The sequence below is a fragment of the Streptomyces sp. NPDC002306 genome (assembly GCF_053593435.1).
Genome location: NZ_JBSFCK010000019.1, coordinates 71,699 through 84,498, shown reverse-complemented (window position 1 = coordinate 84,498; position 12,800 = coordinate 71,699). Strand labels below are relative to the sequence as shown.

Sequence of the window (12,800 nt, the reverse complement as noted above, 5' to 3'; positions counted from 1 at the left end):
GCGGTGAGGGCGGATGACGCACTCGGAGTGTGACCGTGTGCACAGAAGGGTTCTTGGGACGCGCGAGGAAGGAGGTCGACTCGTTCGGTCGTCCGGACGCTGCGCTCGGTCGTCCGGTCGCTCTGTTCAGTCGTCCCGTCGGCCCGCTCGGTCGTCCGGTCGCTCCGCTCAGTCGTCCGCCGGCCCGGGCGGGGACGGGATCCCCGTCGCGGGACCGGTGGCGGCGATGCGGCGCAGGATGTCCGGCCGCATGATCAGCATCGTGCGGCGGCCCGTGGCGACGGCCTCCTTGTCGCGCAGCTCCCGCAGCAGGCGCTGCACCATCTCCCGGGACGCCCCGACCGAACCCGCCAGCTCCTGCTTGCTGAGCGGTACGGCCAGTTCGATGCCGCGCGGGGTGCGGCGGCCGTGGGTGCGGGCCAGGTCCAGGAGCAGGATGGCGAAGCGCTCCCGCACGCTCATCGACGCGAACTCCAGGCGGCGCCGGTCGGCCGCACGGGTGCGGTCCGCGGTCAGACCGAGCAGGGCGAAGGAGACGGCGGGGGAGCGGCCGAGGAAGTCCTTGAAACGGTCGCGCTCCACCGCCACCGCCCGGACCGGCTCCAGCGCGGTCACCGTCGCCGACCGCAGGCGTCCGGTCAGCGCGGCCGACTCGCCGACGATGTCGCCGGGGCCGCGCAGCGCCAGCAGGGCCTCGTAGCCGTTGGCGGCCGAGGCGGTGACCTTGGTCCAGCCGTGGGCGAGGAAGAGCACGTGCGAGGAGGGTTCGTGCTGGCGGACCAGGACCATGCGGGGCGTGAAGTCCAGCGAGCGGCCCAGGGCCAGCAGCGCCGAGCGGTCCTCGCCCTCCAGCCGGGCCAGGAACGGGACCCGGTCGTCCAGGCCGCCGTCGTCCGGCGAGTACCCGGTCGTCCTGATTGTCATGCCCGTCCCCCGATTCCCCGCAGCGGATCGATCAACGTACTGAAAGCGCAAGATCGCGGAGCGTGAAAGGGCGCAAACCGGCCAATGATGGAGGAGATCTCTGGAAAGGTTCGGTCCGCCGGCGTTCCGGGGTCCTGAAACGCCCGGTTCGCGGCGCCCCGCCCGGTCGCCCCGCGGTGTCCGCGCCGACGATCGACGGGCGGCGGCCGGCCGCGTCGGCGTCGCCTCGGTCGGCCGGAATTCGACGTTTGGCCATCCGGGCTTCGCCGCCTGGTGTGCCGGGGTCACCATCGGGGTCACCAAAGGGCGATATGCGGGCGTTCGGGTCACGGCGCGGGCGGGAACCGCGGATTCGAAGATCGCGGAGGGCGCGCGGCTTCGTCTTGTCCGGTGCGGGTCGACCGGCCCTACCCATTTGTTTTGACCGCAGCGAATGAGGTAGGTACCCTCGGACCTTGTGCCTGGGGTGTGCCCTGGCCCTCGTGCGTGCCTTGAACCGCACGCGGGGTTCTGGACCGGCCACCGCAATCTGCGCCCTCTCCGCCTCGCGGCGAAGGTCTGCTGGATTCGACACACCCGACCGCGTGGGTCGGCGAATGTTCCAGGTTAGCTTCACCATTCGGCACACAGAAACCGGAGAAGTAGTGCCTACGATCCAGCAGCTGGTCCGGAAGGGCCGGCAGGACAAGGTCGAGAAGAACAAGACGCCCGCGCTTGAGGGTTCGCCCCAGCGTCGTGGCGTCTGCACGCGTGTGTTCACGACCACCCCGAAGAAGCCGAACTCGGCCCTGCGTAAGGTCGCGCGTGTGCGTCTGACCAGCGGGATCGAGGTCACCGCTTACATTCCGGGTGAGGGACACAACCTGCAGGAGCACTCCATCGTGCTCGTGCGCGGCGGCCGTGTGAAGGACCTGCCGGGTGTTCGCTACAAGATCATCCGTGGTTCCCTGGACACCCAGGGCGTCAAGAACCGCAAGCAGGCCCGCAGCCGCTACGGCGCCAAGAAGGAGAAGTAAGAATGCCTCGTAAGGGCCCCGCCCCGAAGCGCCCGGTCATCATCGACCCGGTCTACGGTTCTCCTCTTGTCACGTCGCTGATCAACAAGGTGCTGCTGAACGGCAAGCGCTCCACCGCCGAGCGCATCGTGTACGGCGCCATGGAGGGCCTGCGCGAGAAGACCAGCAACGACCCGGTCATCACGCTGAAGCGCGCGCTGGAGAACATCAAGCCCACCCTTGAGGTCAAGTCCCGCCGTGTCGGTGGCGCGACCTACCAGGTTCCGATCGAGGTCAAGCCCGGTCGCGCCAACACCCTCGCGCTGCGCTGGCTCGTCGGTTACTCGCGCGCCCGTCGCGAGAAGACCATGACCGAGCGCCTCCTCAACGAACTTCTCGACGCGTCCAACGGCCTCGGTGCCGCTGTGAAGAAGCGCGAGGACACCCACAAGATGGCCGAGTCCAACAAGGCCTTCGCGCACTACCGCTGGTAGTCGCAGACCCCATCGAGACCGAGAGAAGACCGAAGCCTTATGGCTACCACTTCACTTGACCTGGCCAAGGTCCGCAACATCGGGATCATGGCCCACATCGACGCGGGCAAGACGACCACCACTGAGCGGATCCTCTTCTACACCGGCGTCAGCTACAAGATCGGTGAGGTCCACGACGGCGCCGCCACCATGGACTGGATGGAGCAGGAGCAGGAGCGTGGCATCACGATCACCTCTGCTGCCACCACCTGTCACTGGCCGCTCGAGGACAACGACTACACGATCAACATCATCGACACCCCGGGACACGTCGACTTCACCGTCGAGGTGGAGCGTTCGCTTCGCGTCCTCGACGGTGCCGTCACGGTGTTCGACGGTGTCGCCGGTGTCGAGCCGCAGTCCGAGACGGTGTGGCGTCAGGCCGACCGTTACGGTGTGCCGCGCATCTGCTTCGTGAACAAGCTGGACCGCACCGGTGCCGAGTTCCACCGCTGTGTGGACATGATCAAGGACCGGCTCGGTGCCGTTCCGCTCATCATGCAGCTGCCGATCGGCGCCGAGATGGACTTCAAGGGCGTTGTGGACCTGGTCCGCATGAAGGCGCTCGTGTGGTCCGCCGAGGCGGCGAAGGGCGAGATGTACGACGTCGTCGACATCCCGGCCACGCACACCGAGGCTGCCGAGGAGTACCGCGGCAAGCTGGTCGAGGCCGTCGCGGAGAACGACGACGAGATCATGGAGCTGTTCCTGGAGGGCCAGGAGCCCACCGAGGAGCAGCTGTACGCCGCGATCCGTCGTATCACCATCGCGTCCGGCAAGTCCGACGGCGTCACGGTCACCCCCGTGTTCTGTGGCACCGCGTTCAAGAACAAGGGCGTCCAGCCCCTGCTCGACGCGGTCGTGCGCTACCTGCCGACCCCGCTCGACGTGGAGGCCATCGAGGGCCACGACGTCAAGGACGCCGAGGTCGTCGTCAAGCGCAAGCCGTCCGAGGACGAGCCGCTGTCGGCGCTGGCGTTCAAGATCATGAGCGACCCGCACCTCGGCAAGCTCACCTTCGTCCGGGTTTACTCGGGCCGCCTGGAGACCGGCACTGCCGTGCTGAACTCCGTCAAGGGCAAGAAGGAGCGCATCGGCAAGATCTACCGCATGCACGCGAACAAGCGTGAGGAGATCGACGCGGTGGGCGCCGGCGACATCGTCGCCGTGATGGGTCTGAAGCAGACCACGACCGGTGAGACGCTCTGCGATGACAAGAACCCGGTGATCCTGGAGTCCATGGACTTCCCGGCGCCGGTCATCCAGGTCGCCATCGAGCCCAAGTCCAAGGGTGACCAGGAGAAGCTGGGTGTCGCCATCCAGCGTCTCGCGGAGGAGGACCCCTCCTTCCACGTTCACTCGGACGAGGAGACGGGCCAGACCATCCTCGGCGGTATGGGCGAGCTGCACCTCGAGGTGCTGGTCGACCGTATGAAGCGCGAGTTCAGGGTCGAGGCCAACGTCGGCAAGCCGCAGGTCGCGTACCGCGAGACGATCCGCAAGGCCGTCGAGCGTCACGACTACACCCACAAGAAGCAGACCGGTGGTACCGGTCAGTTCGCCAAGGTGCAGATCGCGATCGAGCCCATCACCGAGACCGACGGTCCGGCGTACGAGTTCGTGAACAAGGTGACCGGTGGCCGTATCCCGCGGGAGTACATCCCGTCGGTGGACGCCGGTGCGCAGGAGGCCATGCAGTTCGGCATCCTGGCCGGCTACGAGATGACGGGCGTCCGCGTCACTCTTCTCGACGGTGGCTACCACGAGGTCGACTCCTCCGAGCTCGCGTTCAAGATCGCCGGTTCGCAGGCCTTCAAGGAGGCCGCGCGCAAGGCTTCTCCCGTGCTCCTCGAGCCGATGATGGCCGTCGAGGTCACCACGCCCGAGGAGTCGATGGGTGATGTCATCGGCGACCTCAACTCCCGCCGTGGCCAGATCCAGGCCATGGAGGAGCGCAGCGGCGCCCGCGTCGTGAAGGGCCTCGTGCCCCTCTCGGAGATGTTCGGCTACGTCGGCGACCTCCGCAGCAAGACGTCGGGTCGCGCAAGCTACTCGATGCAGTTCGACTCCTACGCCGAGGTTCCGCGGAACGTCGCCGAGGAGATCATCGCGAAGGCCAAGGGCGAGTAACGCACCGCGTTCGCACGCTTTAGGCTTGACTCCGGAGCCGGCAGGGGCATTCACCCGCATTCATGGGGGAATGCCCTCGGCCCCGGGCTTCCCAGCAAAGATCACCTGGCGCCGATGAAGCAAGGCGTTCAGAACCACTCCACAGGAGGACCCCGTGGCGAAGGCGAAGTTCGAGCGGACTAAGCCCCACGTCAACATCGGCACCATCGGTCACATCGACCACGGTAAGACGACCCTCACGGCCGCCATTACCAAGGTGCTGCACGACAAGTACCCGGACCTGAACGAGGCCTCGGCCTTCGACCAGATCGACAAGGCTCCTGAGGAGCGTCAGCGCGGTATCACCATCTCCATCGCGCACGTCGAGTACCAGACTGAGGCGCGTCACTACGCCCACGTCGACTGCCCGGGTCACGCGGACTACATCAAGAACATGATCACCGGTGCCGCGCAGATGGACGGCGCGATCCTCGTGGTCGCCGCCACCGACGGCCCGATGCCGCAGACCAAGGAGCACGTGCTCCTGGCCCGCCAGGTCGGCGTGCCGTACATCGTTGTCGCCCTGAACAAGGCCGACATGGTGGACGACGAGGAGATCCTGGAGCTCGTCGAGCTCGAGGTCCGTGAGCTCCTCTCCGAGTACGAGTTCCCGGGCGACGACCTTCCGGTCGTCAAGGTCTCCGCGCTCAAGGCCCTCGAGGGCGACGCGGAGTGGGGCAAGACGGTCCTGGAGCTCATGGACGCCGTCGACTCCGCCATCCCGGAGCCCGAGCGTGACGTCGACAAGCCGTTCCTCATGCCCATCGAGGACGTCTTCACGATCACCGGTCGCGGTACGGTCGTCACCGGCCGTATCGAGCGTGGTGTCCTGAAGGTCAACGAGACCGTCGACATCATCGGCATCAAGACCGAGAAGACCACCACCACGGTCACCGGTATCGAGATGTTCCGCAAGCTGCTCGACGAGGGCCAGGCCGGTGAGAACGTCGGTCTGCTCCTCCGTGGCATCAAGCGCGAGGACGTCGAGCGCGGCCAGGTCATCATCAAGCCGGGCTCGGTCACCCCGCACACCGAGTTCGAGGCGCAGGCGTACATCCTGTCCAAGGACGAGGGTGGCCGCCACACGCCGTTCTTCAACAACTACCGTCCGCAGTTCTACTTCCGTACGACGGACGTGACGGGCGTTGTGACCCTCCCCGAGGGCACCGAGATGGTCATGCCGGGTGACAACACCGAGATGTCGGTGCAGCTCATCCAGCCCATCGCGATGGAAGAGGGCCTGAAGTTCGCCATCCGTGAGGGTGGCCGGACGGTCGGCGCCGGCCAGGTCATCAAGATCACGAAGTGATCTTGTGCCTGACCCGGTAGCTTCAGCCTGAGCTGAGCTCCAGAAAGGGCCCGTACGACTTCGGTCGTACGGGCCCTTTCGTCGTACCCGGGCTGCCGCGCCTCGTCGTACCGGGCTGCCGCGGTCGCCTCAGGCGTTCGGGTAGAGCGGCAGGTTCGCCGTGGAGATCGTCCAGTCGGCGATGGTCACGTCCTCGCCGTGGACGAAGTCCTTGCGGCTGGCGTACCGGGGTCCGTCGGGAGTGGAGTGGATGTCGGTGAGGACGGCGCCCGTGCCGGTGCGGGGGTCGAAGACGGCGCAGACGGGGATGCCGATCAGGGCATAGTCACGCATCTCCCCGACCCAGTCGCACCATGTCGTGGACGATCCCATCCTTGGTGATCTCGAATTTGCCCGGAAGGGTGTCGTCCATCGACCGGACAAAGTCCCTCATGGCCGGTACAGGGGAGAGGCGCTCTGCTTCGCGCCGTCCGGGGCGATGGTCATGGCGCTCGCTCCTCGTCTGCGCCTGGGGGCAAGGATCGTCACGTTCATGCTAGGCGGCCTCCGGGGGAACGGATCGGCAGTCGCGGCAGCGGCCCGCGGCGGGAGAGCGGAAGGCCCGTTCGCAGGTGTCGCAGGTCTGGAACGGGTGCCGTACGTCCGGGGCCCGGACCGGGGCCCGGAACGGTGGTGGGGGCGGGAGCTGGGCGGCCAGGCGGTGGGCGAGGAGGGCGGCCGGGCGGCGCACGGGTTCCCGGGGGAGGCCGTCGGTCAGCGCGTCGCGTACGGCGGTGGGCGTGACCTCGCGCTCCAGCCAGGCGGCGACGCCGGGGGCGAGGTGCTCGGCGTCGGTGGCCGAGAGCAGGAGACGGGGGTCGTGGCGGCGGAGCCCCGCGAGGAGCTCGACGGCGGCCTGGAGCAGGGTGGGGGAGGAGCCGGAGGGCTGGGGGACCGCCGGGAGTTTCCTGCGAGGTGCGGGGCTGTCCGGGGCGGGGCGCCGGGCGGGCGTCCGGGGAGGTTCCGGCGCGCCACGGTGTCCGGGCCGGTTGCAGGAGACCGTGCGGGTGACGATGCGGCCGCTGGGGACGCGCTCGCGGACGCGGCGGAGATAGCCGTGGGCTTCGAGCTCGCGCAGGGCGGCGGCGATGCGGGCGGAACCCTCGGGGAAGCGCGCGGTGAGCGTCTTGATGTCGACGCGGGCGCCGGCCGGGAGGGACTGGATGTGGACGGCCAGGCCGATCGCGAGCAGCGACAGCTGCGTGTGCTGGGCGAGGTGATTGCCGATCACCGTGAAACGGGTGGTGTGGCGGGCGTTGTCGTGGACGACGCCGGAGTGCGGGTGCCGTTGGTCCGGGTGGTTCTTGCCCGCAGTGCGGGACTGGGCGCGCGGGGGCGCGCTAGGGTTCTGTGCATCCATCGGGAAGCTCCTACTTCCTCGGTGGTCAGGCCCTCGCATCGGGATGGCAGTCCCGGCGGGGGCCGTCGCATGTCTGCGGTGTCGCGCTGAGCGTAGAGCAGGCAAGGGGCCCGGAATCCAGCCGAGTTGGTGATGTTCACTCGGGGGAGTGAGAGTGCGCGGGCGGGCGGGAGGGGTGGGGCTTGGCCAGGGTTCTTTCGCCTCGGGGTGCTTACGGGAGAGCGCCTCTCGCGCCGTGACGCGGGGGCCCGGGTTCCGGTGACCGCCAGTGGCCGCGGGGACTGGACGCGAAGGCGGCCGGCCGTGCCGCGGAGTCGTCGAGCGGCGCGCCCGCGCCGACCCGGGGGGCCTGAAGAATGCCCATCGGCGAGGCGAAGTGGACATCCACGCAACCGACTTGACGCGCCGCGACGGTGAGGCTCCACCTGCCGGCCGGGCGCGATGACCCGTGCGGCCGGGTGCGCGCGATCGGGCGTCCACGGGGCCGGGGGCACCCGGAGGCCGGGGGCCGGTCGGTGCGGCCGGCGGGGCTCCGGCCGGACCGCGGCCTCGTCCGGATCCGTCCGCCGCCTCGCGTCGGTGGTCCCGGCGCACGGGGTCCGGGGCCGCCCCGCGTTTGACCTACGTCACCTTGGGGGTATTGTCTCCGGCTCGATTGGCGGAGGGCCTGCCCCATATGGCAGACTGTCGGAGTTGCTCGGTCGAGTGTTGATGCTGCACGCCTCCCGCCGGGAGGACCGGAAGCGAGTCCCACAGTACTCGTCGTCCTAACTGCCCCTGGGCAGCGCTGGGACGGACGTACGGGAATCTTCCGGGAAGTGTCAGTGCAGCACCGGCCAGGCGCCCGGTGGGCCTTTCGGCCCCCGACCTGCGGTTCCGAAAGGGCCGCGTTCCCCAGCAAGGGATGTCTCAGGTGGGACATCTGTGTGAGTGGGAACGCGACACGCCCGACCGCGTGGGTCGGAGGAAGTGCACGGAATACCGGGTTCCAGAGCGTACGAAGAGACAGGACTACTGAGTAGCCATGGCGGGACAGAAGATCCGCATCCGGCTCAAGGCCTACGACCACGAGGTCATCGATTCCTCGGCGAAGAAGATCGTCGAGACGGTGACCAGGACTGGTGCGTCGGTCGCGGGCCCGGTGCCGCTCCCCACCGAGAAGAACGTGTACTGCGTCATCAAGTCGCCGCACAAGTACAAGGACTCGCGCGAGCACTTCGAGATGCGCACGCACAAGCGCCTGATCGACATCCTCGACCCGACCCCGAAGACCGTTGACTCTCTGATGCGACTCGACCTCCCGGCCGGTGTCGACATCGAGATCAAGCTCTGAAGGCCGGTGATCTGAGAATGGCTAAGCAGATCAAGGGCATCCTGGGCGAGAAGCTCGGCATGACGCAGGTGTGGGACGAGAACAACCGTGTTGTTCCGGTCACCGTCGTCAAGGCCGGCCCCAACGTCGTCACCCAGGTCCGTACGAACGACGCCGACGGCTACGAGTCGGTCCAGATCGCCTTCGGCGAGATCGACCCGCGCAAGGTGAACAAGCCCCTCAAGGGCCACTTCGCCAAGGCCGACGTCACTCCCCGCCGCCACCTCGTCGAGATCCGTACCGCTGACGCCAGCGAGTACACCCTCGGCCAGGAGATCACCGCTGAGGTGTTCGAGGCCGGCATCAAGGTCGACGTGACCGGCAAGAGCAAGGGCAAGGGCTTCGCCGGTGTCATGAAGCGTCACAACTTCAAGGGCCTCGGCGCCGGACACGGCACCCAGCGCAAGCACCGCTCCCCCGGTTCCATCGGTGGCTGCGCCACCCCGGGTCGCGTGTTCAAGGGCCTCCGCATGGCGGGTCGCATGGGCAACGAGCGGGTCACCACCCAGAACCTGACCGTCCACGCCGTTGACGCGGAGAAGGGTCTGCTGCTCATCAAGGGCGCGGTTCCCGGTCCGAACGGCGGCCTCGTCCTGGTCCGCACCGCGGCCAAGGGGGCCTGAGGTAACCGATGAGCACTGTTGACATCCTTTCGCCTGCCGGCGAGAAGACCGGTAGCGTCGAGCTCCCCGCGGAGATCTTCGGCGTGGAGAAGATCAGCATCCCGCTGATCCACCAGGTCGTCGTCGCGCAGAACGCCGCTGCCCGTCAGGGCACGCACAAGACCAAGCGTCGCGGCGAGGTCCGTGGTGGCGGCAAGAAGCCGTACCGCCAGAAGGGCACCGGTCGCGCCCGTCAGGGTTCGACCCGCGCGCCGCAGTTCGCCGGTGGTGGCGTCGTCCACGGCCCGCAGCCGCGTGACTACTCGCAGCGGACCCCGAAGAAGATGAAGGCCGCGGCCCTGCGCCACGCCCTCACCGACCGGGCCCGCCACAACCGCATCCACGTCGTCACCGGCGTGGTCGAGGGCGACATCTCGACCAAGGCCGCGAAGACGCTGTTCGGCAAGATCTCGGAGCGCAAGAACCTGCTCCTGGTCGTCGAGCGCAGCGACGAGACCGCGTGGCTGTCCGCCCGCAACCTGCCCCAGGTCCACATCCTGGAGCCGGGCCAGCTGAACACGTACGACGTTCTCGTCTCGGACGACGTGGTCTTCACCCAGTCCGCGTTCGAGTCCTTCGTGTCCGGCCCGAAGGCCAATGACACCGAAGGGAGCGAGGCCTGATGGCTACGCGTCACCCGAGCATCGCCTCGAAGGCGGCCAAGGCCGCCAAGGCCGCGCGCGTCGCCAAGGCGAAGCGCCACGCCACCGAAGGCAAGAACACCGTCGAGACGCCGCTGAGCAAGTCCTTCACGGACCCCCGTGACGTGCTCCTCAAGCCGGTCGTCTCGGAGAAGAGCTACGCGCTGCTCGACGAGGGCAAGTACACCTTCGTCGTGGCGCCCGGTTCCAACAAGACCCAGATCAAGGATGCCGTCCAGGCGGTCTTCTCGGTCAAGGTCACCGGGGTCAACACGATCAACCGCCAGGGCAAGCGCAAGCGCACCAAGAGTGGTTTCGGTAAGCGCGCTGACACCAAGCGCGCGATCGTGACCCTCGCCGAGGGCGACCGTATCGACATCTTCGGCGGTCCGACCGCGTAAGCGGGTCGGATCGTCCGATATCGGACGAGGACTGAGAAATGGGAATCCGCAAGTACAAGCCGACTACGCCGGGCCGTCGTGGCTCCAGCGTCGCCGACTTCGTCGAGGTCACGCGGTCCACGCCGGAGAAGTCGCTGGTCCGCCCGCTGCACAGCAAGGGCGGCCGTAACAACGCCGGTCGTGTGACCGTTCGCCACCAGGGTGGCGGACACAAGCGCGCCTACCGCGTGATCGACTTCCGTCGTCACGACAAGGACGGCGTGCCGGCGAAGGTCGCGCACATCGAGTACGACCCCAACCGCACCGCGCGCATCGCGCTGCTGCACTACGCGGACGGCGAGAAGCGCTACATCCTCGCCCCCCGCAACCTGTCGCAGGGTGACCGCGTCGAGAACGGTCCTGGGGCCGACATCAAGCCGGGCAACAACCTGGCCCTCCGCAACATCCCGGTCGGTACCACGATCCACGCGATCGAGCTCCGTCCCGGTGGCGGTGCCAAGTTCGCCCGCTCCGCCGGCGCCTCGGTGCAGCTGCTCGCGAAGGAGGGCTCGATGGCCCACCTCCGCATGCCCTCCGGTGAGATCCGCCTGGTCGACCAGCGCTGCCGCGCCACGGTCGGCGAGGTCGGCAACGCCGAGCAGAGCAACATCAACTGGGGCAAGGCCGGGCGTAAGCGCTGGCTGGGCGTCCGCCCGACCGTTCGCGGTGTGGCGATGAACCCGGTTGACCACCCGCACGGTGGTGGTGAAGGCAAGACCTCCGGTGGTCGTCACCCGGTCTCGCCGTGGGGTCAGAAGGAGGGTCGTACTCGTTCGCCGAAGAAGGCTTCGAACAAGTACATCGTCCGCCGCCGCAAGACGAACAAGAAGCGCTAGGAGCGGGTTTAGATGCCGCGCAGTCTCAAGAAGGGGCCCTTCGTCGACGACCACCTGATCAAGAAGGTGGACGTACAGAACGAAGCCGGCACCAAGAACGTCATCAAGACCTGGTCCCGTCGCTCGATGATCATCCCGGCCATGCTGGGCCACACGATCGCGGTGCACAACGGCAAGACCCACATTCCGGTGTTTGTCACCGAGTCGATGGTCGGCCACAAGCTCGGCGAGTTCTCGCCGACGCGCACCTTCCGGGGTCACGTCAAGGACGACCGGAAGTCGAAGCGCCGCTAGTAGCGGGGTGGAATGACCATGACAGACACTGGAAGGACAACCATGGAAGCCAGGGCCCAGGCGCGGTACATCCGCGTCACGCCCATGAAGGCCCGCCGGGTGGTGGACCTTATCCGTGGCATGGACGCCACGGAGGCTCAGGCGGTCCTGCGTTTCGCCCCGCAGGCCGCGAGCGTGCCGGTCGGCAAGGTGCTGGACAGCGCCATTGCCAACGCCGCGCACAACTACGACCACACTGACGCCGACAGCCTCTTCATCTCCGAGGCGTACGTCGACGAGGGTCCGACCCTGAAGCGGTTCCGTCCGCGTGCCCAGGGCCGTGCCTACCGGATCCGCAAGCGGACCAGCCACATCACCGTGGTCGTCAGCAGCAAGGAAGGAACCCGGTAATGGGCCAGAAGGTAAACCCGCATGGGTTCCGGCTCGGTATCACGACCGACTTCAAGTCGCGTTGGTATGCCGACAAGCTGTACAAGGACTACGTCAAGGAAGACGTCGCCATCCGTCGGATGATGACGTCCGGCATGGAGCGCGCCGGCATCTCGAAGGTGGAGATCGAGCGCACCCGTGACCGTGTCCGTGTGGACATCCACACCGCGCGTCCGGGCATCGTCATCGGCCGTCGTGGCGCCGAGGCCGACCGCATCCGCGGTGACCTCGAGAAGCTGACGGGCAAGCAGGTCCAGCTGAACATCCTCGAGGTCAAGAACCCCGAGACCGATGCCCAGCTGGTCGCCCAGGCCGTCGCCGAGCAGCTCTCCTCCCGCGTCTCCTTCCGTCGGGCCATGCGTAAGAGCATGCAGTCCGCCATGAAGGCCGGCGCCAAGGGCATCAAGATCCAGTGCGGTGGCCGCCTCGGTGGCGCCGAGATGTCCCGCTCGGAGTTCTACCGCGAGGGCCGCGTGCCCCTGCACACGCTCCGCGCGAACGTGGACTACGGCTTCTTCGAGGCCAAGACGACCTTCGGCCGTATCGGCGTGAAGGTCTGGATCTACAAGGGCGATGTCAAGAACATCGCCGAGGTCCGCGCCGAGAACGCCGCTGCCCGCGCCGGCAACCGCCCGGCCCGTGGTGGCGGCGGCGCCGACCGCCCGGCCCGTGGTGGCCGCGGTGGCGAGCGTGGCGGTCGCGGCCGTAAGCCGCAGCAGGCTCCCGCTGCCGAGGCCCCCAAGGCCGAGGCTCCGGCGGCCGCTCCGGCTGAGAGCACCGGAACGGAGGCCTGACCG

Annotated in this window: 14 protein-coding genes and 1 pseudogene; 12 read left to right on the top strand and 3 right to left on the bottom strand. The window is 67.8% G+C overall.

Annotation, left to right across the window (positions count from 1 at the left end; all coding sequences use genetic code 11):
* Window positions 1-168: 168 nt before the first annotated feature.
* A complete protein-coding gene (locus tag ACWCQK_RS29040; RefSeq protein WP_451159857.1) occupies window positions 169-924 on the bottom strand; it encodes a Crp/Fnr family transcriptional regulator in 756 nt (251 codons plus the stop codon).
* 644 nt (window positions 925-1,568) lie between these two features.
* Between ACWCQK_RS29040 and rpsL the strand changes: the two genes are divergently transcribed.
* The 4 genes from rpsL to tuf all read left to right on the top strand — a co-directional run bounded on the left by rpsL (window position 1,569) and on the right by tuf (window position 5,930).
* Window positions 1,569-1,940, top strand: coding sequence for a 30S ribosomal protein S12 (rpsL, locus tag ACWCQK_RS29035; RefSeq protein WP_003948652.1), 372 nt, complete (start codon window positions 1,569-1,571; stop codon window positions 1,938-1,940).
* Window positions 1,941-1,942: 2 nt separating this feature from the next.
* A complete protein-coding gene (gene rpsG / locus ACWCQK_RS29030; RefSeq protein ID WP_005481264.1) occupies window positions 1,943-2,413 on the top strand; it encodes a 30S ribosomal protein S7 in 471 nt (156 codons plus the stop codon).
* Between the two features lie 39 nt (window positions 2,414-2,452).
* The gene (fusA, locus tag ACWCQK_RS29025; RefSeq protein ID WP_451159855.1) at window positions 2,453-4,582 is read left to right on the top strand and encodes an elongation factor G; all 2,130 of its coding nucleotides are present in this window, start codon (window positions 2,453-2,455) and stop codon (window positions 4,580-4,582) included.
* A 154-nt stretch (window positions 4,583-4,736) separates the two neighbouring features.
* Complete coding sequence (tuf, locus tag ACWCQK_RS29020; RefSeq protein ID WP_451159853.1) at window positions 4,737-5,930, top strand: elongation factor Tu; 1,194 nt, start codon at window positions 4,737-4,739, stop codon at window positions 5,928-5,930.
* 129 nt (window positions 5,931-6,059) lie between these two features.
* Here the strand turns inward: tuf and ACWCQK_RS29015 are convergent.
* Together ACWCQK_RS29015 and ACWCQK_RS29010 are read right to left on the bottom strand one after the other, a co-directional pair.
* A pseudogene (locus ACWCQK_RS29015) lies at window positions 6,060-6,416 on the bottom strand (hypothetical protein).
* 49 nt (window positions 6,417-6,465) lie between these two features.
* The gene (locus ACWCQK_RS29010) at window positions 6,466-7,329 is read right to left on the bottom strand and encodes a helix-turn-helix domain-containing protein (RefSeq protein WP_451159851.1); all 864 of its coding nucleotides are present in this window, start codon (window positions 7,327-7,329) and stop codon (window positions 6,466-6,468) included.
* Between the two features lie 1,024 nt (window positions 7,330-8,353).
* Here ACWCQK_RS29010 and rpsJ point away from each other — a divergent pair.
* Genes rpsJ through rpsC form a run of 8 tightly spaced genes read left to right on the top strand, consistent with a single transcriptional unit; the run spans window position 8,354 to window position 12,797 of the window.
* Window positions 8,354-8,662, top strand: a complete 309-nt coding sequence (gene rpsJ, locus ACWCQK_RS29005; RefSeq protein ID WP_003948644.1) for a 30S ribosomal protein S10 — start codon at window positions 8,354-8,356, stop codon at window positions 8,660-8,662.
* 17 nt (window positions 8,663-8,679) lie between these two features.
* Window positions 8,680-9,324 carry a 50S ribosomal protein L3 gene (rplC, locus tag ACWCQK_RS29000; protein ID WP_007384065.1) on the top strand — a complete coding sequence of 215 codons (645 nt, stop codon included), beginning with the start codon at window positions 8,680-8,682 and terminating at the stop codon, window positions 9,322-9,324.
* Between the two features lie 8 nt (window positions 9,325-9,332).
* Window positions 9,333-9,986 (top strand): 50S ribosomal protein L4, encoded by a 654-nt coding sequence (gene rplD, locus ACWCQK_RS28995; RefSeq protein ID WP_385776346.1) that lies wholly within the window; start codon window positions 9,333-9,335, stop codon window positions 9,984-9,986.
* Entirely contained in the window at window positions 9,986-10,405 is a 420-nt protein-coding gene (gene rplW, locus ACWCQK_RS28990; protein ID WP_451159849.1) for a 50S ribosomal protein L23, read from the top strand. The genes rplD and rplW overlap by 1 nt, the downstream gene beginning before the upstream one ends.
* Window positions 10,406-10,443: 38 nt before the next feature.
* The gene (gene rplB, locus ACWCQK_RS28985) at window positions 10,444-11,280 is read left to right on the top strand and encodes a 50S ribosomal protein L2 (protein ID WP_093824855.1); all 837 of its coding nucleotides are present in this window, start codon (window positions 10,444-10,446) and stop codon (window positions 11,278-11,280) included.
* Window positions 11,281-11,292: 12 nt separating this feature from the next.
* Window positions 11,293-11,574 carry a 30S ribosomal protein S19 gene (rpsS, locus tag ACWCQK_RS28980; protein WP_005481224.1) on the top strand — a complete coding sequence of 94 codons (282 nt, stop codon included), beginning with the start codon at window positions 11,293-11,295 and terminating at the stop codon, window positions 11,572-11,574.
* 42 nt (window positions 11,575-11,616) lie between these two features.
* On the top strand, window positions 11,617-11,964 hold the full coding sequence (gene rplV, locus ACWCQK_RS28975; RefSeq protein WP_003974262.1) for a 50S ribosomal protein L22: 348 nt from the start codon (window positions 11,617-11,619) through the stop codon (window positions 11,962-11,964).
* Window positions 11,964-12,797 carry a 30S ribosomal protein S3 gene (rpsC, locus tag ACWCQK_RS28970; RefSeq protein ID WP_451159846.1) on the top strand — a complete coding sequence of 278 codons (834 nt, stop codon included), beginning with the start codon at window positions 11,964-11,966 and terminating at the stop codon, window positions 12,795-12,797. The genes rplV and rpsC overlap by 1 nt, the downstream gene beginning before the upstream one ends.
* The last annotated feature ends 3 nt before the right edge of the window (window positions 12,798-12,800 follow it).